At 44.3% G+C, this 25,075-nt stretch carries 20 protein-coding genes; 8 read left to right on the top strand and 12 right to left on the bottom strand.

Annotated elements, in window-relative coordinates; genetic code table 11:
• Positions 1 to 12 precede the first annotated feature (12 nt).
• From H6F63_RS03545 to H6F63_RS03525, 5 genes are all read right to left on the bottom strand, one after another.
• Positions 13 to 1,047 carry a mechanosensitive ion channel family protein gene (locus H6F63_RS03545; protein WP_190634940.1) on the bottom strand — a complete coding sequence of 345 codons (1,035 nt, stop codon included), beginning with the start codon at positions 1,045 to 1,047 and terminating at the stop codon, positions 13 to 15.
• A 223-nt stretch (positions 1,048 to 1,270) separates the two neighbouring features.
• Complete coding sequence (locus tag H6F63_RS03540; RefSeq protein WP_190634938.1) at positions 1,271 to 3,289, bottom strand: serine/threonine-protein kinase; 2,019 nt, start codon at positions 3,287 to 3,289, stop codon at positions 1,271 to 1,273.
• Positions 3,290 to 3,513: 224 nt separating this feature from the next.
• Positions 3,514 to 4,461, bottom strand: a complete 948-nt coding sequence (locus H6F63_RS29815; protein WP_190634935.1) for a DUF2382 domain-containing protein — start codon at positions 4,459 to 4,461, stop codon at positions 3,514 to 3,516.
• A gap of 149 nt (positions 4,462 to 4,610) precedes the next feature.
• The gene (locus H6F63_RS03530; RefSeq protein ID WP_190417545.1) at positions 4,611 to 4,817 is read right to left on the bottom strand and encodes an acetyltransferase; all 207 of its coding nucleotides are present in this window, start codon (positions 4,815 to 4,817) and stop codon (positions 4,611 to 4,613) included.
• A gap of 306 nt (positions 4,818 to 5,123) precedes the next feature.
• The gene (locus H6F63_RS03525) at positions 5,124 to 5,996 is read right to left on the bottom strand and encodes a DUF2382 domain-containing protein (RefSeq protein ID WP_190634934.1); all 873 of its coding nucleotides are present in this window, start codon (positions 5,994 to 5,996) and stop codon (positions 5,124 to 5,126) included.
• Positions 5,997 to 6,349: 353 nt separating this feature from the next.
• Between H6F63_RS03525 and H6F63_RS03520 the strand changes: the two genes are divergently transcribed.
• The 3 genes from H6F63_RS03520 (at position 6,350) to H6F63_RS30370 (ending at position 8,279) form a co-directional block, all read left to right on the top strand.
• Entirely contained in the window at positions 6,350 to 7,009 is a 660-nt protein-coding gene (locus H6F63_RS03520; RefSeq protein WP_190634932.1) for a bifunctional 4-hydroxy-2-oxoglutarate aldolase/2-dehydro-3-deoxy-phosphogluconate aldolase, read from the top strand.
• Between the two features lie 104 nt (positions 7,010 to 7,113).
• Positions 7,114 to 7,626 carry a L,D-transpeptidase gene (locus H6F63_RS03515; protein ID WP_190417551.1) on the top strand — a complete coding sequence of 171 codons (513 nt, stop codon included), beginning with the start codon at positions 7,114 to 7,116 and terminating at the stop codon, positions 7,624 to 7,626.
• Positions 7,627 to 7,715: 89 nt separating this feature from the next.
• Complete coding sequence (locus H6F63_RS30370) at positions 7,716 to 8,279, top strand: L,D-transpeptidase family protein (protein ID WP_190634930.1); 564 nt, start codon at positions 7,716 to 7,718, stop codon at positions 8,277 to 8,279.
• A 226-nt stretch (positions 8,280 to 8,505) separates the two neighbouring features.
• Here H6F63_RS30370 and H6F63_RS03505 read toward each other — a convergent pair whose 3' ends face one another.
• Entirely contained in the window at positions 8,506 to 10,119 is a 1,614-nt protein-coding gene (locus tag H6F63_RS03505; protein ID WP_190634927.1) for an Hsp70 family protein, read from the bottom strand.
• A 327-nt stretch (positions 10,120 to 10,446) separates the two neighbouring features.
• On the opposite strand from H6F63_RS03505, the gene H6F63_RS03500 reads away from it, so the two are divergent.
• The gene (locus H6F63_RS03500) at positions 10,447 to 10,722 is read left to right on the top strand and encodes a hypothetical protein (protein ID WP_190417557.1); all 276 of its coding nucleotides are present in this window, start codon (positions 10,447 to 10,449) and stop codon (positions 10,720 to 10,722) included.
• 202 nt (positions 10,723 to 10,924) lie between these two features.
• Here H6F63_RS03500 and glsA read toward each other — a convergent pair whose 3' ends face one another.
• Together glsA and H6F63_RS03490 are read right to left on the bottom strand one after the other, a co-directional pair.
• Complete coding sequence (glsA, locus tag H6F63_RS03495) at positions 10,925 to 11,926, bottom strand: glutaminase A (RefSeq protein ID WP_190634925.1); 1,002 nt, start codon at positions 11,924 to 11,926, stop codon at positions 10,925 to 10,927.
• Positions 11,927 to 11,991: 65 nt separating this feature from the next.
• Positions 11,992 to 12,819, bottom strand: coding sequence for a PHP domain-containing protein (locus tag H6F63_RS03490; RefSeq protein ID WP_190634923.1), 828 nt, complete (start codon positions 12,817 to 12,819; stop codon positions 11,992 to 11,994).
• 290 nt (positions 12,820 to 13,109) lie between these two features.
• Here H6F63_RS03490 and H6F63_RS03485 point away from each other — a divergent pair, with 290 nt between their 5' ends.
• The 3 genes from H6F63_RS03485 (at position 13,110) to H6F63_RS03475 (ending at position 15,569) form a co-directional block, all read left to right on the top strand.
• Positions 13,110 to 14,534, top strand: coding sequence for a WGR domain-containing protein (locus tag H6F63_RS03485; protein ID WP_190635030.1), 1,425 nt, complete (start codon positions 13,110 to 13,112; stop codon positions 14,532 to 14,534).
• A 109-nt stretch (positions 14,535 to 14,643) separates the two neighbouring features.
• Entirely contained in the window at positions 14,644 to 15,012 is a 369-nt protein-coding gene (locus H6F63_RS03480) for a hypothetical protein (RefSeq protein WP_190634921.1), read from the top strand.
• A gap of 239 nt (positions 15,013 to 15,251) precedes the next feature.
• Positions 15,252 to 15,569, top strand: coding sequence for a hypothetical protein (locus H6F63_RS03475; protein WP_190634919.1), 318 nt, complete (start codon positions 15,252 to 15,254; stop codon positions 15,567 to 15,569).
• A 272-nt stretch (positions 15,570 to 15,841) separates the two neighbouring features.
• Here the strand turns inward: H6F63_RS03475 and H6F63_RS03470 are convergent, their stop codons facing one another.
• On the bottom strand, positions 15,842 to 17,680 hold the full coding sequence (locus tag H6F63_RS03470; RefSeq protein WP_190634917.1) for a VWA domain-containing protein: 1,839 nt from the start codon (positions 17,678 to 17,680) through the stop codon (positions 15,842 to 15,844).
• Positions 17,681 to 17,907: 227 nt separating this feature from the next.
• A complete protein-coding gene (locus H6F63_RS03465) occupies positions 17,908 to 19,311 on the bottom strand; it encodes a reverse transcriptase family protein (protein ID WP_190634916.1) in 1,404 nt (467 codons plus the stop codon).
• 87 nt (positions 19,312 to 19,398) lie between these two features.
• Here H6F63_RS03465 and H6F63_RS03460 point away from each other — a divergent pair, with 87 nt between their 5' ends.
• A complete protein-coding gene (locus H6F63_RS03460) occupies positions 19,399 to 19,674 on the top strand; it encodes a hypothetical protein (RefSeq protein ID WP_190634913.1) in 276 nt (91 codons plus the stop codon).
• Positions 19,675 to 19,785: 111 nt separating this feature from the next.
• Here H6F63_RS03460 and H6F63_RS03455 read toward each other — a convergent pair whose 3' ends face one another.
• Together H6F63_RS03455 and H6F63_RS03450 are read right to left on the bottom strand one after the other, a co-directional pair.
• Complete coding sequence (locus H6F63_RS03455; protein ID WP_190634912.1) at positions 19,786 to 21,426, bottom strand: SWIM zinc finger family protein; 1,641 nt, start codon at positions 21,424 to 21,426, stop codon at positions 19,786 to 19,788.
• Positions 21,427 to 21,588: 162 nt separating this feature from the next.
• Complete coding sequence (locus tag H6F63_RS03450) at positions 21,589 to 24,726, bottom strand: HEAT repeat domain-containing protein (protein ID WP_190634909.1); 3,138 nt, start codon at positions 24,724 to 24,726, stop codon at positions 21,589 to 21,591.
• Between the last annotated feature and the right edge of the window lie 349 nt (positions 24,727 to 25,075).

Below are 25,075 nucleotides of genomic sequence, written 5' to 3'. Positions count from 1 at the left end.
AATTATTTTTCATCAATTATCGTCGGCAGTATGAGGGCGATCGGGGTTCTCGTCTCTATGGCTACCATTACCGTCTCTTTGGACACGCATTTCAGCTAGCTTCCTGAGCGAACCGCCGATGCTGCGCGGTTTTGGCACTTCTTGATTCCCAGCAGGCCATCCTTCACGCTGACGTGCGCGATCGCCATCTGTCTCTTCGGTTTGGTCGTGGAAAAGGATTTGCTGCGTCGGGAAGGGCATATCAATGCCGTTGGCAGTGAGCTTATTTTTAATAGCAGTGAGAACCTTGTCCTGCTTATCAAGAATATCTGCACGTCGCGGCGGCTTTACCCACCAACGGGCGCGGATGTTTACGGTACTGTCAGCAAGATCCACTACAAGGGCGTCGGGAGCTGGATCTTGCAAAACATCATCGACGCTAGCGATCGCTTCCAGAATCAGTTGTTTCGCCCGGTCAATGTCGTCGCCGTAACCAATGCCGATATCGTACTGTAGTCGGCGGTTCTCGAAGGCAGTATTAACTGTCACCGAATTTGTGAACAGTTCAGAATTAGGAATCACAATCCGGCGACCATCGTAAGTTCTGATTGTTGTGGCGCGTGTCTGAATATTTTCAACTGTTCCCTCAAAGTCTTTGAAAACAATTTGGTCATCGATCTGGAAAGGCTCAGTCAACAGAATCAGAATACCAGCTAGGAAATTCTGGAGAATATCGCGGAATGCAAAACCAATTGCTACCCCACTAATCCCCAACAATTGCACCAAATCCCCTGCCTTGAATGTCGGAATGACAATAGATAAGGCGACAAATAAACCTATTAATATGGTTAACCCTTGCGACAACCGCCCAAGTACCAGCCCCAAATTCCGAGCATGGCGATACCTGCGGGTGAGGCGTTTAACCAGCGATCTGATCGCGATCGCGCCGAACCAAAATAGTGCAAATACGATTAGTGCTAATACCAAGTTTGGCAGCAGGATGATCGCACCCTCGATCATTCCCTGAATCTTATCCCACGCTGTTGATACTGATTCTCCTAGATTCATTACTTGTTCACATATACAACAAACCGTGTTAATTCTAATAGAAAATCAATAATCTACACTCTCTCTGTGGTCAGTATTTCTATTACCCAACTTGTCATAACAATGACCAACCTTTTACGTGGTCAGTTTATTTTTTGAGCCCTTTGTCCCTATTTTTAGGCAATAATTTACTTTGCATCTATCCAATGGTAGGTTAAAAAATACCATCAGAACGCATACGCATTCATCTTGGCACCTGCCAAATTTTTATAGTTTTGTCAAAGCTGCCACTAGCAATTATTTGTCCATCGGCGCTAATCGCAATCGACTTAACCCAACCGGAATGCCCGGTGAGGTTGCGAATTAGTTCCCCAGTGGGAATATTCCAAATTTTGATAGTTTTGTCCACACTGCCACTAACTAATGTCTGTCCATCTGGGCTAATAACAATGGCATTAATATAGCTAGAATGTCCGCTAAGGGTGCGAAGATTTTTGCCTGTGGACATATCCCAAATTTTGATAGTTTTATCCGCACTACCACTTGCTAATATTTGTCCATCTGAACTGATGGCAACAGAATTAATAGGTTGAGAATGCCCGGTGAGAGTATGGATATTTTTGCCTGTGGACATATCCCAAATTTTGATAGTTTTGTCCGCGTTGCCACTGGCTAATATTTGACCATCTGGGCTAAGGGCAACAGAATTAATAGGCTGAGAATTTCCGGTGAGGGTACGAATATTTTCTCCTGTAGATATATTCCAAATTTTGATAGTTTTATCAGCGCTACCACTGACTAAAGTTTGCCAATCGCTGCTAATAGCAACGGAATTAACTGGGGCGGAATGTCCCTCTAGTCGGCGGATTTCTTTGCTTGCGGATATATTCCAAATTTTTACAGTTTTATCAGCACTGCCACTCGCTAAGGTTTTCCCATCTGGGTGAATGGCAATAGAATTAATATAGCTATCATGCCCGTTGATGGTGCGGATTATTTTCCCAGTATATCTATCCCAAATTTTGATAGTTTTATCAGCGCTGCCACTTGCTAAAATTTCCCCGTCAGGGCTAATGTTGAGGGAATTAACATGGCTGGTATGCCCGGAAAAGGTTCTGGCTACAGAAAGATTTTCATAGGGGATTGTTTTGGGTGATGCTGGGTTGTATTGCGAAATTCCATATGCGCCTAATCCGATAGCGATCGCGATCGCGCCCCCAACTAGCCATTTATTTTTATCAGTTTGACCAATTTTAGTTGGCGAGTTGGGCGACTTCCAAGATAGAAATCTAGAACTAACCGCACCTATACCCATAAGATGGTTGGCATATAGTTTATTTCCAGACAATTGCCGCGAAATCTTATCTATATCATCTAAAATTTCCTGAGTATTCTTGTGACGCGCCGCTGCTGTACGCGCCATCAGTTTATCAATTAAATCTGCAAGCTGAGGTGAAATATCAGGCGCATGACGTCGCCAGTGGAATTGATCGGTTAGGGGTTCGTAAATAGCATGATCTGTTGCTTGCTTTCCTGTCAGTAAATAAACAAAAGTACGCCCCAAAGCATAGAAATCTGATTGCGGTACTGCATGACCTTTTTCTTGCTCTGGTGGCGTGTAACCAGCGGAACTAATCTTAGTGACTCTACCTGCACCGCCGACTTCTGCAAGATAGGTATATGTCATTTCTCTAGCAGTGCCAAAGTCTATTAATACTAGATGCCCTGTGGAACGCATCATAATATTGGCTGGTTTAATATCGCGGTGAAAGTAGTTTTTTTGATGTACTATATGTAAAATTTGTGCCAGTTGTTTTAACCAGTTAAGAGCAAGCTGCTGACTTATCGGGCAATCGCCCTGCTGTTTCATCCACTGCTTTAAGTTAAGTCCGTCAATTTTCTCCATGATGATGCAATGCACTGGCTCTTTGCAGTTTCTGGGATAAAACTGAAAATAACCATCAGGTTCCATTTTGGGAATACCTGGATGATTTAGCTGGCTCAATACATCTGCTTCTTGCTGGAATAGCTCAACAATTTTGGGGTTTTTGTTATGTTCTTGTTTTAGTATCTTCAGGATTTGGGGAGCTGCTCCCTCATAAGCTTCATATATATTGCCAAATCCGCTGTTGTCACTCAGCAGGCGCATCACCTGATAGCGCCCTTGGAGCAACAACTCTGAGCCACAGTTGCGACATATACGGTTGTTGGCATTGGCGGGATCGTTTGGCTTGGGGCAGAAGGGGTTGATGCAGTAGCTCATACATAGCTACAGAATTGGGCTATCCCTACTATACGGCGGGAATTGTAAATTATACACCCCAAGGTAGGCTGAAAAATGCAATGGTTGTTGTATATAGCGGCTTTTAGCTGGCTATACAAAAAGAATAGGCTTTTTTACCTATTCTACAAACACGATATGTAACCTTAGTACTTCTCATTCCCAGTCAGATGCTGGGAATGAGGTAACGAGGTGCCTTGATGATATTATTTTCCAGAGTTTCCCTGCGGCTTAATTGTGCAGCGGTCGAACCATTCCTGGTAAGTTTGTTGATGTTTTGCATCTTCAAGAATGATTTCCACTCGCACTTTCGCGCAACCGTGAGGCCGCTGATGTGCGATCGCATCTAAAATTCTACTAGCTGTTTTTGGCGAATCAAACTCGCCCCTTACTGTTGGCTGACTGTTTGGGCTTGCAGCTCCATTGTTTAAACGTATAGTTTCAGTCAGCTCAACTCCAGAGATATCTTCTTGTCCTAAATCAATTTCTGCTAATTGCTTATGTTCTGGGCTGACTTGTTCAACAATCAAAATCTCCCGTCGAACTGGAATCTCTACCATCCGCGTTTGGATTTCTTTGCGAACAATAACTTCGCCTACTTTATGTTTGCTACTGTCTACGACTAATCGTTCTTCTAGCAAACGAATGATTTCTTGTTCTACAACTTCTGCATCTGAAGTGTTAGAATCTGACATAAGTTTCTCCGATTGCTTTTGGTTATTATTTAATTGTATTGCTGTTGGGGTGACAGATGCAGTAGAGCTTTCAGTTGATGAGCGTGTAGGCATTACCGACGTTTGTGGAATTTCTGCCAATTCCCCATCCCCATTTGGTATTATATAATCTGCTGAATACTCTATTTCCGATTGGCTGACATCTACATAGAGCGTTTTATCTGCTGAGTCTACTTGCTGGATGTGCTTGCTTCTAATTAAAAATAGACTGGAGACTGGCTCAGCTTTAGCCGGAAATATGACTAAGTTTAACTGACGAGTTGGGTCTAGAATTACATCCTTCACCTCACCCAGCAGCAAACCTTGCCGATCCTTGGCGGTATAATTTTTTAGCTTATTCTTCAACTTGCTCAACAAGACATTGATCCGAATATCGTTTTCTTCTGAACCCTGATTTTTTGGCAATGTTTCGTTGTTCATTTTATAGAGCTTACTAAAATTTTTTTTTGACGCAAAAACCTATTTATTATCTGTTGGTTAACGGGTGTTTGTAAAGCTGGCTAATTTCGGCAACCTTCGCCCATGATCTACTTTACAAACACCCCCTTATGCTGCGATTATCCTAAAAATTAGGTGGTGTAATTCTCATCCATCCAACAAATCGGTAGGCTTTCGCCTGAAGGAAAAACCAATTTTTCCTTTTGATAAGTAGCCGGTTCCTGTTCCTCTTGTCCTGCTTGGTCTCTTCCAGAGACAGCACTTGAAGTAGGGCTAATTAGAGGCTGAATATCGATTATTTCAATCAAACTGCCGGATTCTTTATCTTTGAGAAACATAGAAGATGCCTAAATTGGGGTTCACTGGAAAGGATTTACCGTGTTACAGATACCTGGTAAGCATACAGGCACTGAGAAACGGGAATATCCCACTTTTGTATAAACGCCAGACGACTAAAGTCGCAGCTACTCAACCAAAGCCCACCTGCGCGGGCTTTTTCTATTAGCCTGTTCTCGCTACGGCTTGGTTTGTGTAGCCACACCCTTAACGGTGTGGGGGTATATTTCCAAAAATAGGATACACCCGCTTACACGGTTATTTGTCTATCAAAATCAACTCAACAACCGTATAGTCACGAGGGCTAATTAAATTCGGTCGGTGGGTAAGTTGGTAGAGCGATCTACAAACGTTTGATCGGTGGTGTTAACATCTAACTCTTCGCGACGGATGGTTTCTTCAGCATCCACTGTTTCGCGGTCTACTACTTTGCTGACTCGCACTTCTTCACGTACAAAAGCTTCTTTGTGAATGTCAGGAGTTTCTTCGTAGATTTCCATGCGTGCTACTTCGCCTTCTTGGAAACTAACAGTTCCCGGAGCAACTGCTTGACCTGCATCTGCTGGGGTAACTCGCTCAATTACAACTCTCTCTTTTTCAATTGGCACTGAAACTCGTGCTGTTTCCGTTTCAATGTGCTTGCCAACTGTAACCTCACCTGTTTTTACGCGAGTTTTGTTAGCAATAAGTCGCTCTTGGTACAGTTTGAGAGTTTGATGATCGCGATCGTTGATCTCGTACAAAGAGGGTTCTTGCTGATAGTTATAGGTGCTGCGGTCATATGTGGCATCAGCTACCGGGCTAACAGATGCACCCGTAGTTGGAGCGCGATAAACTCCTCTTACCTGTTCTTCATAATCATAATCAGTTGTCATGCGATCGCTATATTCGGGTAGAGCTTCTGCTTGCTCTCTAGTCATGCCGCTAACGTATACGCGATCGCTATTATAATCAATTCTAGAGCGACCAATTGGTAGCAAAACTTTTTTGCCAAAAATCCAAAATCCTAAGTCAACCACTAGATACCGTAAGTGACCTTCTTCGTCAACTAAAACGTCGGTAACGTTGCCAAATTTTTCTTCATTAGATCCTTCAGTATAGACACTCATCCCTTGAAGGTCATTGCCACCAAAAGTGTCGCGGTAGTTTGGATCAAAATCTTCTATTTTTAAAAGAGCCATGCTACTTTCCCTTAAGTTGTTACATCTCTATGTTATTTACTTTACAAATATCTCGAATTTGCTTCCTCTCCCCAGCGACTGAATTCCCTAAGATAATCAAGCTCATCTAAAGGTGTAAAACAGTTGATACTAAAGCTTAGATGTGCGGAATTTTGAATATTGAGGTTTAATTTTGCGTCTATAACAAGCAGCAGTTTTAAGTAATATTAAGTATATTAATTGAGCCGAGCCAGCTAATATATATAAATGCTTATTTATATATATATAAAAATTAATATTTTTGACAAAAATAAGGATTATAAGTATATAAGAAAAGGTTAAAAAATAAATCTGCCGGACGGTAGATAGTGAGGATGTATAATCAGTCGTGGTTAAAGCTGGTGGAAAAACACCGAGCGATCGCAGTCATAAGAGCGCCACAGATGGAACTTGGTCGCCAAATGGCTCTAGCTGTGGCATCGGGAGGGATGCACCTAATTGAAATTACTTGGAATAGCGACAAAGCAGCAGAGTTAATTGCCCATTTGCGTTCCGAATTACCAAATTGCACAATTGGCACAGGAACGATATTGAATCTAGAACAGCTAAAGAGCGCGATCGCATCTGGCACCCAGTTCGTCTTCACTCCTCACGTTGACCCCACCCTGATTAAAGCAGCAAATGATAGCGGCGTACCGATGGTGCCTGGGGCGCTTTCCCCCACGGAAATTGTCACCGCTTGGGCTACAGGTGCCAGCTGCGTGAAAGTGTTTCCCGTCGGCGCTGTAGGCGGACAGAGATATATAAAAAGTTTACAAGGGCCATTGGGACACATTCCCTTAATTCCCACAGGCGGCGTAACCCTGGAAAATGCCAAAGAATTTCTACTAGCGGGAGCGATCGCAGTCGGAGTTTCCGGCAGTTTATTCCCCGAAAAGGGGAATACCATACATTCTGAATCTGAGCAATATGCGCTCATCGCCCAACGCGCCCAAACTCTGATGCAAAACTTAGTAAATTACCAGACAGGCTGATTTAGGATTAAGCTAATAAAATCCGATATCCATTGATGCCATTAGTTAGAAAGAGTTTTTCGTTGAATTTCTCTGTTCTGACACACCAAATCAGCCGAAGAGCCATGAAAAGCATCATTTGTCCTGCCTTAAAAAGTCGCCCAGTGGCTTTATTTGCTAGTGCAGTGCTGACGCTTACGGCGATGAGTGCCTGGGTAAAACCAGCTTTGACACAGCCACAAGGCGCGATAATCTCCAGCAAAATGCAGGAGTTGCAACAATCGGATCAACGCTGGATTCAGATCGATCTGACAAAGCAACGCCTGATTGCTTGGGAAGGCTCAAAACCTGTGTATGCGATCGTTGTATCCACTGGCAAGCGTTCCACTCCCACCCGCATCGGTACTTTTGCCATAAAATCTAAGCACCGCTATAACCGGATGCGCGGCGAAGGTTACGATGTTCCTAACGTTCCCTATACGATGTACTACTACGGAGGTTATGCAATTCACGGTGCTTACTGGCATCGTCGCTTTGGCACTCCAGTCAGCCACGGTTGCATAAATCTGGCAGTGAATCATTCTAAATGGCTATATAACTGGGCTTCAGTGGGAACGCCAGTGGTTGTTCATAAATGAAGAGATTGGGGATTGGGGAAGGGGGAAATTCCCAAATCAAAACTCTAATTCCAAGTAAACAAAAGTAACAATGATGTGAGGGGTGAATCGTGGAAAACTTAATTCGTTTTTCTTGGTTACGTCGGCGTGGAACTTTCTGGACAGTTGTGGCACTGTTGTTTACAGCTTCGTGTTTTTGGATAACACCAACTGAGGCGGCCTCCAAATCATCAAGATCAACGCAGGTTGGTGCGCCATCACTACAGTTCAACAAAATTACTAGGTCGAGGAAAAAAGTTCGAGTCAAAAAAGCTGCAAGAGGACGACGCTGGATACAAGTTGATTTATCAAGTCAAAGATTGGTTGCTTGGGAAGGAAAGAAAAGAGTTTATTCCTACCGCATCTCCAGCGGTAAGCGTTCAACCCCCACTCGCCTCGGAACTTTCGCTATTCAAAGAAAGTATCGCTCAACTCGGATGCGCGGCAGAGACTACAACGTTCCCAATGTACCTCATGCAATGTACTACTCTGGAGGCTATGCGATTCATGGAGCCTACTGGCACAATCGTTTTGGCAGACCTGTCAGCCACGGCTGCGTCAATCTTCCGGTAGGAGCAGCTAGAAGGTTATACAGCTGGGCGCCAGTAGGGACTAAGGTGGTTGTGCAGAGGTAATGGGGATTGGGGATTAGGGATTGGGGATTGGGGATGGGGAAAAGTCTTATCTATTCCCTACCCCGAACTCCTTCCCACCTCTCCCTAACCCTCTCCTCTTAGGAGAGGGAAGCCGAATAAATGTTTTATACGAGCAAGGGTAGCCAGAAGCCCCTCCCCTTGTAGGGGAGGGGTTGGGGAGAGGTCAAACGATTGATTTTCAACTCAGAGACTCGGAACGAGAAAGTCAGCTAAGTTGAACTACAGACTGATTTTCTAATAAGGTTTGGTTTGTTAGCAGGTCTTGGACGGTGATTCTGAGGAAGCGATCGCGATCTACTTGAAACTGGAGTTTAACGCGATCGCTCCCAGGATAGCCAGGCGGTGCGAGTTGGGCAATGCTACGCGCCCCTTCTCTGTCGTTGAGGGGTTGCACTGATGTATCACCCCCAAGACGGCGAGTAACTAAGCGATCGCCTTCAAAATATACTTCTGTACCGCCAGTTTCCGCTCCTATTTCGCCGATAATTAGTTCAATGCTGGGTTGGTTTTCCACCGAGGCACCCAAGAGTAGTTCTACCGGATCGCTCATCGGGTAAGCTTGTCCGGAGTTAATCAGTTTATGCCAGTTGTGGCGATTGTTACGCCGATCCCAGTAGCGGATGCCGTAACTATGGTAGAGAAAATCTTGCAGTTCGACACCCAAACTCAGCTGGAGTGCGCCGGATGCGATCGCTTCAAACGGGCGATCGCATTTGATTTTACTAATATCAAAATATTGTTGCACCCAAGTCTGCACAGCCGGAATTTGCACTGTACCGCCAACTAATAAAACTGCATCAATGTCTGAAACTTCGATACCTTGGCGACGTGCTTGTTGCAAAACTTGAGTCATCGACTCGTCTAAACGGTCGAAAAATTGGTGTTCTTTGAGGATAGTTTCAAACTGCGAACGATCTAGTTCTAGCTCGTAGCTTTCAAATGTTTCATCATTGAAATACACCTCACTCGCTTGAGTTTGACTAGACAGTTGAATCTTTAACCGTTCCGCCAGTCGCGTCGTTAACGGTGTCGCCTTCAACCTCTGAGTTTTGGCAAAGTAATCAACCACCCAATTGTCAATATCCGAACCCCCCAGATTTTGCCCAGCTTTCGCCAACACGCGGGCAGTTTTTGCCTTCTGCGCTGACTCATTCAAAGGTTTCTTACCCCACTTGAGGATAAAACCCAACGGCTTCTTATCTGCCTTAATATCTAACCGCACCAGGGAAAGATCCAGCGTCCCGCCGCCGAAATCGACCACCAGCAACACGCCCCCTTCTGCCATTCCGTAACCCAAAGCTGCTGCTGTGGGTTCATCCAACATCCGCACCTGTTCTACTGGCAAATCATCGCATACTGCCGAAAGCCAGTTGCGGTAAGCTTCAAAGCTGTCTACTGGCACAGTTAATACCAGCGACTCTACTCCCCCCCCGCTGTTCGGGAGGGCTGGAGAGGAGTTATTTTCTGCAAGTTTCTCAATAATTTGTTGGAGAAACAATTTCCCAACTTGCTCAAAAGTAATTATCTGCCCGTCCAATTCTGGGATGAAGCCTTGGATATCAGCACCAATTCCCCGCTTAAAGTTGCGGAAAAAGCGCGGATCTGCGCTGAGGTCAAGACCGCGATCGCGCACTGCTTGCCCGACCACAACCGTTGATAGCGTTGCATCCTCAACATAAAGCAAACTGGGAATCAGCGGAGGATTCTGCTCAAACTTTACCGATAAACCAGGTAGGCTAACGGTTTCTGGCTGCTGGGTTGCTGCGTTCCAGCGAGCAATTACGGTGTTGCTAGTTCCAAAATCAATTGCGATCGCCATTCAGGATCAGTTCACCGACACGCCGGGATAAGGTCTTTCAAAGCATTTTACCAGGATGCTGTTTTCCTTTGGCTTGTTGTGTCTGAAGGTTGCCAAACCCTATGCAGCCGAACGCTTCTGACACATTCCGTATTTTTATATACTTTTTTCCTTGCATTTAGGATACATCTCTGGTATTTTCCAACTACGTCTTTGGACATATGGCAAGAAAATGAAACATTTTTTAACATGGGAAGCAACAAAGGGAGTTTAAGGAATAAGAATTAGTCCTCAAGCCCTTGAATAACCACATCAACACAAGTTCCTTAAAGGGAAAGGGCTGAAATTATGAATAATCCGCAAACAACGGAAGCTAATGATTTTTTAGGAAGCCTCAAAAGCGGTTTATGGATCTTCGGTGTATCCTCTTGGCTATTTGGAATCACTGATAGAAGTATTGCGTCCTTCGCTGATGGCTACCTTTCTGCATTAGATATTACTCAGTTGTTTACAGCTTCCTTCTTTTTTGTAAGTTGGCTGTTTTTGAAACCAGCATCTATCAAAGCTTTCGTCCCACAGCCTTTTAGAAAGTTTTTCCGGGTGCAACAAGAAGCCAACAGTTAAAGGCAAAACGCATGAAACAAATGCCTAGTAATTTGTAGTAATTCGTAGGTTGGGTTGTAGCTTGCTTGGGTGTAGCGGTACGCAAGTGTGATCCAACGACTCGCTTTCATCTACTGAATGTTGGTTTGCGTTCCAAGCGCCCAACCTACTTTCTTTTCTACATTCTTTCATAGAAAAGGCAAGAAATAGCACTAGCGGCACTTCAAGGTACAACGCTGCTATCCGAATCAGCCTGACTTGCATTGCACAATGTTTCAAGCAATTTCGATCTATCTGTTTGTAGGTCAAACAAGTGTAACCCAAACCGTTCAGACAATTCCTTACAAACTTGCATTCCCCTAACACTGCTACCGTGGGAGTCGAGGGGAGGCGAGAAAATTCCAATTCCCATTTGTTGCGGCACAACTACAAGCAATCCACCCGACACCCCACTTTTTCCGGGAAGACCGACTGTATATGCCCATTCTCCGGCAAAGTCGTACATTCCGCAAGTGTACATCACAGTCAAAATATCTCTGACATAGCGCGAATCAACGGCACGATCTTTAGTAATTGGGTTAATACCATTATTGGCGAGAGTCGCTGCCATTACTGCCAAATCGCGACAATTAACCATCAGGGAACACTGCTGAAAATACAAATCCAGCGCCTCTTCAATTTTTGCGTCAATCATGCCAAAATTCAGCATGAGATGCGCCATTGCCCGGTTACGATGTCCAGTAGTGCGTTCAGACATGAACACGGGCATATCTATAAAAAGATTGTGACCCACATAGCGCTGAAACATATCCAGCATCCGCACAAGACGTTCAGTAGGCCCCGATCCTTTGATTAAACTGGTGGTAGCGATCGCGCCTGCATTTACCATTGGATTATACGATCGCTTGGACGATTCATCCAACACAATCGAGTTGAAAGAATCCCCCGTTGGTTCCACCCCAACCCGCGTCAAAACGTAATCTCGTCCATGATCTTCCAATGCCATTCCATACACAAATGCCTTGGAAATCGACTGGATGGTGAATAATTGTTCGTAATCGCCCACCTCATATATTTGACCATCTACAGTAGCAATGCAAATGCCGAACCAATCCGGGTTTGCTTTCGCTAATTCTGGGATATAGTTCGCCAATAAGCCGTCACGCATTGACTTGTACTTGAGATGCAACTCGTTGAGAAAGTTTTGAAGGATGGGAGATTCCATAAAAAGGTAATTATGTAAAAGGCAAAATAATTCTTCAATTTTGCCTTTTTCTTAACTCTTAGCGATTAACGCAAACTTTCAGCCGCTTGTTTAATAGGTGCCAGCAACTCCAAAGGTACGTGAAGCATATTGAGTGAGTGACGTTCTGGGCCTACAGAATCAGAATTGGGGCCATGATAATCACTGCCACCCGTCATCAGTAAACCATACTCAGCGCACAATTTCTTTAAATTATTAATTTCTTTCGGACTGTGGTTGGGATGATAAACTTCAACACCCATCAAACCAGCTGTAACTAATTCCTTCAGCACTTGTTCAACTTTACCGCCTCGGAACAAGTAAGGATGCGCCCAGACTGGAACTGCACCGCAAGAACGTAACAGAGTAATACCCTCAACAATCGAGAACTTCTCGTAATGCACGTAAGCGGGTTTGTCATCGCCCAGCAGAATGTCGAAAGCTTCCCGCGACGATTGGAAATAACCCGCTTTTACGAGGGCAGTGGCAATATGAGGACGACCTGGTGCCATACCTTCTCCTAACTGGGGTAACTCAATTGGGTAGCCTAGTTCTGCCAATTTCGCTACCATTTCTTGAGAACGGCGTTTGCGTCCTTCGATGCGATCGCGCAAAGGTTCTCGAAGCTTCTGGGCATCAGGATAAAATCCTAAAATATGCAATGAGCAGTCATTGTGAACGGTACTCAGTTCAAGTCCGGGGACAATTTCCAGGTTGTGCGGTTTAGCAGCAGCAAACGCCTCATCCCAGCCATTCATCGTATCGTGATCGGTGATGGCGAGGGCGCAAACTCCAGCATTCACTGCGGCTTCAACCAGTTCGCTTGGGGTGAGAGTTCCGTCTGAGTAAGTTGTGTGGGAGTGTAATTCTAGCATTCTTTAATTGTAATTATTTCTGCGATTTGCGCCTTTGGATGCACCGCACTAGCAGAAAGGTTATCCACCCTGCTATTAGGCTGAATATAGCAATCCTAAACGAGTTGTGAAATATTTTTTCGTTTGCAGCGCTTTCTCGCCACGAGAGCGATAGGCATCTTGCCTAAACTTTGTCCCTGCACCTTAAAGATAACATAAAAAGAGGTTTTTATAACTCTAATTAAATTGTTATAATCTGCATATTCAATTTCAGAGAGAAGACATAGATATACACATAAAGTGAGGAAGAAATAATGGAAGATAAAACCTATTTAGAGCTATCTGAATCAGATTCCAGTTCTCACAAATTTTATGAAGTAATTGTCAACGATACGGAAGTATCCATTCGCTATGGTCGCATTGGCGACTCAGGACAAACTCAGGTAAAAACCTATCCAACCCCGGAAAAAGCCAAAGCTGAGGCGACGAAAAAGATTAACGAGAAACTGAAGAAAGGTTACGAACAAGCAGTTATGGGAGTGCGAAGTAAACGTCCCATTACTCGACGGGAAATAAAGAGCGATCGCTCAACTGCAAACCAAGCACCTGTAGTTTGGAAATTTGCCTCTTCTTCCCCTGCTTTCGGCATTTTTATTGACAACTCGCGCTGTTGGGTTGGCAATCAAGCGGGTCAAATTTTTGCTCTCAGCCATACGGGAATTGTCCAAAATCAGTTTCGGCTTCCTGACGGCGTGAAGTGTATTGTCGCTGATGAAGGTTGGCTTTATGCGGGATGCGATGATGGCAAAGTATACGATTTGACAGGAAAAATTCCCCGCGTTGCTTATGAAATTGCCCCCGATGTAAATATTTTCTGGCTTGATATTAAAGATGCAATTCTCGGTGTTTCTGATGATACTGGAAATGTTACAACTATCAATCACGAAGATGAGTCTCAATGGACTAAAAAAAGTAGTGGCGAGTATGGCTGGATGGTGCGCTGCGATGAGATTGGTATCTATCACGGTCACAGCAACGGCGTAACCATGTATGACTGGGAAGATGGAACGAAGATTTGGAATCAAAAGACTCGTGGCGGGGTGCTGTTTGGCTGGCAAGAAGAAGCATTTGTATATGCTAGTACCAGTGAGAATCAAGTTTATTGCTTCACGAAGAAAGGCGAAGTTAGCACAATATATCAATGTGATGCGCCGGTTTATTCTTGCGCCACTGCTGAAGAAGGTAAATATGTCTTTGCAGGCGACAATTGCTCCTCGATTTATTGTTTTAGTCAGCAAGGAGAGCGTCTTTGGAAACTTGCCACTGGCTGCGGTTCTGCCTTCTCCATGCAGTTTATAGATGACCATCTCTACATCGTCACCACCGATGGTTCTCTTGCTTGCATCGACGCTAGTGAAACTGCAATCAAAGCGGCGCAAGCGGGTACAGTTCCCCAGGCTATTAACATTAAAGCACCTACCGCCGTTGCCGCAGCCATTCCTTCTAATACTTTAGACACGACATCAAATGCTACTCACGGTGTAATTGTAGAATGTTTCCAAGAAGGCGGGAAGTTAAGAATTCGCGCTGTTTCTCCTGGTTACAATCCCAATTGGAAAGTACAATTTCCCCAGGAGATTCGCTCCGAAGGTGCGCGTTATCTGGTGGAAGAGGTGCGCGCATCTTCTCGTGGCGGATTTTATCGTGCTTTTGGGGATATCAAGAAATTAGTGTAGTAGTTGTAGGTTGCGCGATCGCTTGCTCTAACCTATACGATCGCGCCTCTTTTACAGAATGCGATCGCTATAATAGTGTATAGCGTCCCAAGTAATGGAGGAAACCATAGTGTTTGATTTTTTTACTGGTCTTTTTAAGCCCGGCGACAGTCGCAGTGAACTAGAAAGATATATTGAGGATGAGTTGAAATTTCGCGAACAAGAGTTTGTAAAATATGTTGTAATGCAAAGTAGGTTTGATGTTAATTCGGCTGAAAGAAACTGGTTCACGAGTCAAGATAAATCAAAACAGAGAGCTTATTTGTTACTCCTGCTTGAATGCGAAAGCCAGTCAGGCAAAGAAACATATGAGCAAGTAGGTAATTTACATTTTTTATCTCCTGAGTTCAAAAAAGCGAGGGATCTAAATATGAAAAAATATGGTTTACACCTTTGGGGAGATGATTTTTTTCAATTTCATGAGCCTCAACTCCAATAAAGTTTTGTTTGAGAACACGTATAGCAAATTACTGCAACTGATATTCTGGGTTGTGTCACCTTTGATTACAAGCGTTATCAATCGCACTGATTCTAGTTAATAGGAGGCTTTACTTCATATTAATTTCAAAAGTTATAAAATAGCTTGTTTATATTTAATTTTATCCAGCTTAGCTATATGCGTTCTATCTGTCTCACAACTTTAAAAAACTGGTATTAAGAGCCTGGGAGAACTAACTTATGGTTGATCGTCCATATAGCTCAAGTAATATTACAACAGAAGAAGCACCCTTTAAAGATTACTTTGAGCAATTGGTGTTTGAGTTTGGGGAACAGTACGAAATATGGAGTCGGAAGGAAGATTTTGGTCGAAGGATAGCCGCTAGTGTAGTAAATCGTCGCTCATTGGTTGCTGTGATTATTTACTTCAAATACAAAAGCATTAGCATCTCTCATCCTCTCAACGAAGAAGTAATTGATCTAATACGGCAGCACTTAATATCAGATGCAACAGAAGATTTACAAATTAATGTTCTATCTTCTCTGCAAGATGCTTGATAATTGGCTGAATAAACGCACAGGCAATAACTCAAGTTACGATGTAAATTTATCTGCTGAAGGTTGTACTGACTAGCGGAATGGGCTACCATTTGGTAGTCTATTAGCGGAGGTTTTAGAAGTAGCAGGATATGAGTTTTTTTTACATTGCTCATTCTTGTGCATTTGCTCGGCACTTAGAATTTTGTATCATAGCAATCTAGAGTGCCTTCAATAATCCTGCTACTTTGATTCAGGCAGTTCAGAGTGCGATAACTTAATTAAAAACTGTTTTACTGAACTAACCTGCGAATCTTTCCATAAGCAACATAAGATCCGCCATTCTTCGCCTCTTCCACTTCATCAACTACATAGAGAACGTTTTCTTCTCGAATGTCGCGGGGAAAGCGGATGTTGTAGTTAGGATCGTACCCATCGGACACGACTCTGGCTCTCAATTTACTGCCTTCTTTCACGCACTGAACGATAACTCCATCACCTACAGTATCAATTGTTTCTAAATCGGCGGCAGAAGCTGGTGCATTCAGCTTTTGTCGTTTCGGACTGGAAGAAGATGTACCATTTTGAGATGATGCGGCGCGTTCTTGTCCGGGTTGCACTAAGCGGCGAATGTTACCGGAGACGCGATAAAAGCTACCGTCAGCAGATAGATTGATTTCATCAACGATGTAGGTGACACCTTCTTCCCGAATATTGCGGGGGAATTGCACGTTGAAATCAGGATTGTAACCGTCAGAAATGACGTGAATCCGCAACTTACCACTAACGCGATCGCATTTTACCAAAACTCCCGCATCCACGCTGGAAACCGCTTGTAAGCTGTTGGCACTCGCAGCAAGTCCGCGCAATTTCAAATCGCCGCGATCGCGTGTAAGAGCTTGGTAAGATTGATCTCGCATCTCCTTGCGACTGACACTATCAAACTTTCTGCTCTCCAGGCGTTGTGCATAATAATCCAGTTGTTCCATCTCTTCGGCAACTTCAAAGGATTCATGCAATGCTTTCAGCTTGAGATCCTCGATTGTCTTGCGAAGTTTCTGGGATGCGGCGGTATAATCTCCTTTGTCAGCGAGTGCGATCGCTTCATCTTTTACCTTACCAATCCTCAGCTTACTTGCTTGCTCCACAACCGCTGCATCTGGCTGCACGTTACTGGCTGATTCAGCATCAGCAACCATTATACTGATCGGGATTTCGTCAGTAAATTCTTGGATGCTGCCATCGACAACCGCTTGATATTTATAAGCAACGGTGGCAATATTTGTTACTCCAATATTGGTTTGCGGAGGTATTGACAATTCTACGGCTAACTGCTTATTTTCTACCTCATAAACATCGCCGCAGAAAACTTCCAGGTTGTTGCCAATCGAATTGGAGCGGTAATTGTTGAGAATCCCGGTAATTTGTACAGAATCTTCTGGTTGCAGCGTCACAGTCAGATTTTGGGCGACAACAGACGTGAGGCTTTCTAGTTCAATTCTGAATACATCAGTAGCATCGTCAGGTGATTGGATGAAATAAAAGTTTCCCCCGGCAGCATTTGCCATGCCGATGAGCAAATCTTCATTAAAATAAGTTCCAAACCCTAAAGTTGTAGTAATGATTCCTTGTTCGGCTTGTTGTCTTGCAGTGTTGATTAATACTTGAGAATCAGTAATGCCAACATTCGCCTGTCCATCTGTTAATAATAAAACGCGATTGATGCGTTCTGTGGACTGCTGAGATTTTACATTGTCGCATCCCATCAACCAGCCGCCACTCAAGTTAGTACACCCGCCAGCTTTCACCTTACCAATTAGCGAACGAATGGCAGCTTTATCCTGAACCAGTTGGTGCGGAAGAATTGTTTCCGGCGTATCGTCATAAATTACAACTGAAAGAAAATCCTCTGGGGTCAAATATTCCACAAGTCTTTGTGCAGCTTGAATAGCATTCTTAAGTGGCGCTCCCGCCATCGAACCCGATCTATCAATTACTACACTCAAATTAAGCGGAAGACGCGGTACTTTGTTGCGCGTTTCTTCTTCAGCCTGGAAATTAACAATCAAGTCTACGGTGGACGGGGTAGCGGCTGCAATAAGCGATTGACTCAGGGAGTAAGTTGCTTTCATCTGTAGCGTCCTCTAGATATTTTGTGCAGTTTCTAGCGTCGAGTCGAGAATGCCGTTTTTTTGATTTGTGACTTAGATAAACTACAAGAGTAGAGATGAGAATTTCGGATTTTTTATACACAAAATTGCCCATTTTTAAACTTCCAACAAAATCAAAATTCCTAGGGGCATGGCATTGCCATGCCCCTACAGATATATCGCTAACTTGTGATAATTTTTTTTCAGTGTTAGCGTCTGTATTTATCCCGAATTCGTCGAATTTGCTCCTGAAACTCAACACCCTTTTGCGGATTAACCATAGCGACAAAATTGGCATAACCCTGAATCGAAGACATCACATTATCAGAATTTCCCCACTGCTTACCTTCCAAGCCATCTTTCTCGATTTGGAACAAAGTAGCGCGGAAGCGTTTTAGCTCTTTTTTAGAAATATTCGGATAATCATTCACCACAACTCCAGTAACTTCCTGCTGCCGGTTTTTCCGCAATATTCTAGTCTTCTGTTCGTTAATCGCAAATCCTTCATGATCCACGATTGACTGAGTGCGTTTGAGAATGTTGCAGATATTTCGGAGACTGTCACCAGAAGCAGAAAAAGTTAAATCGTCAGCGTAGCGAGTATAAACAAAACCCAATTGTTCAGCCATACTGGTAAGTCGTTTATCTAAGCGGCGACACATTAGATTCGTAATGGCTGGAGAAGCTGGTGAACCTTGGGGTAAATGTCGATCGGTGAGGGCTACATAATAAGTTTTGCCGTCTAATTCAACCTCCTCGATATCCGGTTGGGTACACAACAACCCGAAAATTGTTGCCGCAGCTTCCGAATAACCGAATGAGTGGAAAAGTCCTTTAACTCGCTTATAGGAAATTGAGGGAAAGAAATCTTTTAGGTCAAAATTGATAATTACGTCGCGTTTTACGTGAGGTTGAGCGTTGCTGACCATAGAGCGATCGCGTCTAAAACCATGCGCCGCATCGTGCAGTTCCAGCTTTTCCAAAATATTGCCCAAAATCCAATGCTGCGCCTGCTTCAAGCGTGGCATTGGTGCGGAAATCAGGCGTTCTCCACCCGTTTTTTTAGGAATCTTGAAGCGGATATAGTGAGAGATTGTCGAAGTCTTGCGGGAAAAAGCGAGAAAGCGCAATTGTCCCACAGTAATTCCCATTGCAGTGGCAATTTCGTAAGGCGTACCGCACAAAGGTAATCCATAACTTCGCAACCTTTCCTCATCGCACTCAGTATAGTTGAGTCCACCTGAGATATCTTCACCCAGATAAAGGATTTCTCGCTCTTTTCTTTGTCGCCAATCTTCCGCTCGTTCTTGCCGTTCCCGTTCCCGCCGTTCCTTTGTCTCCTGTCGCTTTCGCCGCGACTCGGCGAGGCGTTGCTTGAGTAGCTGCTTGCGAAGTTCCTTTTCGTTGTGAAGACGCGAACTCTGCTGTCGCAGTTCATCCAGTTCTCGCCGGATCTCTCCCATCCGCCGAATGTCATCGGCTGGATCTTGCGGTATCTCGCCTTGTGCAGGCCAGAACCCATAACGTATCATCTCTTCGAGGATAAATTCCTCTTTGCCCGTTTGTCGGATGCGATCGTACAATTCCTGGCGGGTACGCGGCTGATCGGACATATTTGTAGAAGTAACGATGCGTTTCAGCAATTATAGTACATATGTACTGATTGTCAACAGCGCAATAATCCCTGAAACCTGGAAGTAATGGAGGCTGGAGCTTCTGAAAAAGCATTCCCAGCATCTGACTTGGAACGAGAGAATATTTATCTAGTCGGCGCAGGCGGACTTTTTTGTATAGCCCCAGACTTCAGCTTGTGGGGGCGTTGGGGGCTAAAAATAATAAAATCACGCGCCATTATCAGTTGGTTGCCCCTTCGTAAACATCTCAGGACTAGATTGCTCAACTCAAGCGGTCTCGGTACTACCGGAATCAATTCACTTCATGGAAGTCAAACCGGATTTTCCGGTAGTACCGAATGACCGCACAGTTACGAGCAGGCTAGTGGTGCATGGCTAGGCTAAACGCAAGGACGACGATCCATCGTCCGGATTGCAAGGCTGTTTACCAACTGATTAGGTGCGCGTGATTCGTCAATACTGACGGGCGTGTTGCATTCGCAACGCCAGAATGTGTTCGCAAGGGCCTTTGTACAGTTTATTCTGTTGATGCCAGTTGCAAGTACATTCTGCGGATATTATACGCTCGTCTGCGTCAACTGTCAATGAAGGATTCAAGGTTTTACCCTTGTCTGAAACATTACCTTGCAGAGTAAATGCTTTCGTGGGATCGCTGGTAACAGTAGCCACCTGCACAGCATTGTAAACCAAGAAACGGGTAGCTTTCTCTTCTCGCTCATTGGCAAAGCGCAGGCGTTCCATCGGCAAAGGTTCTCGTGTCAGTTCCCGCACCCGATAAACTTGCTTGTTTAAGTCATAAATCGCACGTCCGGCTTGCGTATAAGCACTTAAAGTACCTAGAACTACGGCACGGTTTAAACCAAGGCGTTCCGCAAGCGAGTCGGGACTTTCTACCCAATTCTTCTTCAGCGCCTCGAAAATTTGTTGCTGCGTCCATTTGTCAATGTCGGCGCGGGGTGCCATCAAGTCAAAGTTACCAGATTGCGCCCAGTCGTTTGCCGTCCATCCCGATAAACCGAGGGTAAAAGACATATCGCCTAAGTCAGCGACGTAGAAGGAAGGCATACCCGTACCGAGTAGGTGAACGGTAAACTTTTTGGCAACGGGGATGAGACGTTCGAGGATGTGGAGGCGGCGGCGTCCCCAAACGCGGATTTCTTGTGATTGCAATCCAGTGTAGAGCGAGCGCGCACAAACGATTTCAATTCCCCACGGATCGAATGTCACCCGCACGGGTTCCCCAGGTTTAAGATGGTAGCGCATACTGCGAGGCCCTTGTTTTTCCTTGTGGCGACGCAGCACAAAGCACATATTGTAAATATCCATCGGATGCAAATCAACTCGCGTTGCTGGTAAAGACATCGCCGAACTAACTTGCAAAAATCCTCTTACCCAACTGTCGGGTAAATCGATTTTGACTTCTTTAAAAGTTTCTTCGTACGTAGTTTGAACTTCAAAACCAGAGGGGTCTATTTCAAATCTGGTATTTTTGTAACTGCGGATTTTTTGAAACTCGTCGTAAAGTGCCGCTGAGTAATCAATATTAGTCGTACCGCAGGCAAACTCGTTGATATTTTTAAAAACCTCGTAGCTGGCACCGAGACGACCATAACTGGATTCATCCTGACTGAAACATTCAAAAAATACTTCATCGGGATGAACAGTAATCACTGGGTCGAGAACAAACCAAGCATCACGGTCTTTTTGATAAAGGTAATCAAAATAGCGGCGTTGTGCTTTGTAAAAAGATTCCCGCCGCTGGTAACTATGTTGGTTTAACTGATTGAGTTCTTCCTGCAACGGCTTGATTTGATTCGCAACTTCTTGGCGTTGTGCGGCGATGATTTGCCAGTCTAGATCCTGTTGTTTTGCTGCCCATTCTTTATATGCCGTTTTATCTTTTGGTTTGAACCGCATATCGGAGACGACAACATCGTGTAAGGCGCTAATCGCTTCCCGAAAGGCGACATTATGACGCAATTCTCCGATAAAGTAAGTCGGTTCGCGTTTAGTATCGGGAGAAAAGGACATCCGGGTGTTTGCACCGCTTTCATTAACAGATGTGTTCCCGTTGTAGGCGTAGTTAAATTCCATAAGGTTTGACTTGTAGGAAGTGGGAGAAAGTAGATTTAACGAACCGCAGAAGCACTGAAGGCGCTAAGAAAAAAAATAGGATATTTAATGGTTTTTAGGGAGGGAGAATGAAGCGCCAAGAGGCGAAGATAAGAAACGGAGAGGAAGGTTTTATGGTTGGCTTTAGTTTCTGACTTGGAAAATAGGTTTTACCTGAATCGGTAACGATATCTGAGGATAAGCTTTTTGAATTTTCAGCATTATCTGAATTGCTGTAGCTTTGTCGCCAATTGCCATCGTTACAGATTGTCGGGTGAGAATTTCAGCCACAATTTGTGCAGCTTCCTCGCTTTTTTGGGCTTCGGTATCTAGAAAGGCAAATATGCTTTGTTTGGCAACTCTTCCGCGATTGACACCGGACAAAACGCTGATAAAGTATGGCGTTAGTTCTCGCAAACGTTGGGAATTATTTACAGCATGGTTTTCTAGATAGTTAGTAGCAAAGGTCTGCATATCTGTTGAGGGATGTTCGCTGAATTTGAGTAAGTATTCTTGCCCATCGGTTTCTTTGAAGTTGCAAGTTACTAAATCGCGCCCGAAGGAACGAACATCTTCGCGAATGCTGTCACAGATGCTAACCATTACTTCTGGTGTCCAATCTTCATTGGTGAAATCTGTGCTAAAAATTCTAGATGCAAATTCTCGCGAATCATCCCATTTTGACTCTAGCAGTCGCACTGCTGATAACATTTCTTGGGAGTTGTTGCGGATGCGGCTTAAGATTTTTAAAAACATCTCTCTTGCGGCTTTACGCACTGATAAAATTTCGTGATTTGCTAGCTTGACAATCTCGCTTGTCTCGAATTCGGGGAGAAAGCGATCGCTATTTTCTTGCAATACCAAACCACCCAATTCCTGGGCGGCTGAAGATTTAGCACGAAGTAGCTGCATCGCACGTTCTTTGCTGATGTTAGACATCCATCCGGGGATATCTTCTCGCAACAAACGCGATAAATATTTGTGAACACCTTCGTGCCTTTCTGGCGTAATTAAGACATCAATCAAGTCATCCGCTAACTCGGCACTAAAATTGAGTTGATTGGTTGCCAAACGTCGAATCACCGGACGAATTGCGTTACGAATATCAGCGACAGCATTAATTGCCATTGCGACGATGAGAATGCGATCGCTTAACAATCTCTCATCAGGTAGTTGTCCAAAAATCCTCACCCCAATACCCCGCACCGACTCATAAGGAGAGGCAAGAAGTAATTCAATTAAATCTGGCGGTAGATCAACAGCACGAATATCATGATTTAATAGAATTCTTGCGCCTAATTCCTGAATTTCCGGCATCGGGTGATTAAGTAAATCAAGGATTACACCAAACCCCAAATTACGCAGTTGCGGTGCAAAACAGAGCAACAAAGTTTCACTAATTTCTCTTGAACTATCTGTTTGCGTAGGTTCTAGTGCCAACACAGCAGCAATAATTCTTCCGATGAGTACCCTGGCGGTGGTATCGGTTAAAATTGATGAACTTAGTAACCTTCGCGCAAAAGCACGGGTATCAGCTTGTTGACTGGTCACTAAAGCCGCGATAAAGTCACTGGATTCAAAAAAGAATTCTCGTTGCTGTTCGATCCAACGATAGGCTTGTGTACGTGCCTCTGGGAATGCACAATTAGCAAGAGCCAAAACTAATTCGCTGTTGGGTTGGGCGGGGTTGTAGCGATCGCGTGCGAGTAAAAAGCCGAATTCGGCGGTTATTTCGTAGGGTTTATTCAGAAATTTGATTAATGTGTCTATGTCAAGGCGATCGCAAAATTCTTTGCAGACGCGCAACGCCTTAACTGCAAAATGATGCACCGGACGGCAATCACTTTCTATTAGTAACTCTACAAGTCCTGCTGGGTTTTGTTGCCAAAGTTCGGGAAATGCTTCTTCTCTTACTTGCGGTTCTGGATCTCCTGGTTTGTAACCCTCCCGACAACGCCACGCTTTATGATGGGAGGCATAGCGGGCACTGTTTTCGTAGAGAATATGATTAAAAGTTACATAGCCAGCAAAAGAATCCCAGTATCTAGTAAAACGTTCAGTAGCGCGGCGTTGTTGGTTCCATCTCGTGAAGCTTGACTGTTTGATTTCCTGTGCGTCAGCATCGGAATATTGTAGGAGAATGCTAACAGCTAGATTGACATAATTAGAGTCGCCTTCTTCACCCAAAGTTTTGAGAGTGCGCCACACTCTCCGCCGCAGATATTCGCGAGTTTGTTCGCTGTAAGCTTTATTTGACTGCGGACTCTTGAGTTCTTCAACGTAACGACGTTGCCCGGTACAATAATATTTGCGCCTCACGGAGTCCCAGCGCCAATCCGTTCGCTTATTATTAAATGTTTCCGGTTCTTTCTCAAAGGCATAAGCAAGGATGCCGAAAACTTCTGCATCATGGCGATATTCAGCAAGTTTGAAAATATGGCGAATTCGCTGGAAGTAGTTAGGTTTAAAAGGTGCTTCGCATAAAATATCCAGTAGTGCTGGACGCACGTGTTCGTTATCGATTTGATAAATAATATCGAGGGCGGCAAAATGCCTATAGTCGCCGCTGTTTAAATAATCGCGAAGTGCAGTTGCAAATGCTTCTGCTGTTCCATTTCGGGCTAAATCGCGCAATTCTGAGGGCAATTCTTTTATCTTTTCAGAACGCATCTGCCCTTGTGTCTGTTCGTTTGATAACTTAAATAGGGCTTCCCAAGCAATGCGGCGAATAAAATCCGGATTAGAACGATGATAAAGGCGATTCAGGGACGCGATCGCATTCTCATCCCCACACCAACCCAACGCCCAAGCTATACAATAGTCTCTCAAAGGTTCGCCAGTGCTAATCAGTTGAATTAACAACGGTGTGGCTTCCCCGATTTTAAGTTCTCCAGCCCGCCAAATTGCCCTTTCCAGAGGCCATTTTCGGTTGTCCCGGTTCGCCAAACGGTTTAAGATAGCTTGGTGTCTGCGATCGCTACTGACAGCTACAGTCTCCCCTTCAACCGTAACTGGTGCGACTGTCTCGCTAACCGTCCCAGCGGTGACATCCCGATAGCCCTTCTGAATTTGGGAGTCAACCAGCTTATCGAACACTCGCTGCGCTGGGGCTAATGGCAAAGCCTGAACCGTCTTTGTACCTTCCTTCAGAGTTGCGCCCCGCCTTCCATAGCGGAAATTGACTAAATAACGGTTTTCACCAGTTTGACAGAGATCGACTTCGTAGACTTTATCGGAACTCCCGGCTTGATAGATCAGCGTAGTCCTTTTGATTAGTTCCATACGATCTCAACTCTTGGAATCTAAATAGTATAAATGTACTATATAATACCTGACTTATGAGCCAAGGATCAAATTAAACCTCAAGCGGTACCGACGGTAAGGAATTTTGCCCGAAAGCAGCTTGATGCAGTACAAACGCCTGATATCAAATTCGTAGAATTGCCGGTGGTGGTAAATATGTAGTGAAAGGGTAAATATATAAACTAAAAATAATTCCATTTTTAGACTTTGTGGTGGTTATTCACTTGCCTCGGCAAGGGGTTACTTTGACAATTGGCATAATCTTCAATTGAAATCAATTTTTAAAGCTCGTCTCATATTAAATGCTATAATTTTTTAAAATATTAAG

This window comes from Trichocoleus sp. FACHB-40 (genome assembly GCF_014695915.1).
Classification (GTDB): domain Bacteria; phylum Cyanobacteriota; class Cyanobacteriia; order Cyanobacteriales; family FACHB-T130; genus Funiculus; species Funiculus sociatus.
The sequence above is the reverse complement of the archived record's forward strand: the minus strand, read 5'-3'. Positions and strand labels throughout refer to the sequence as shown.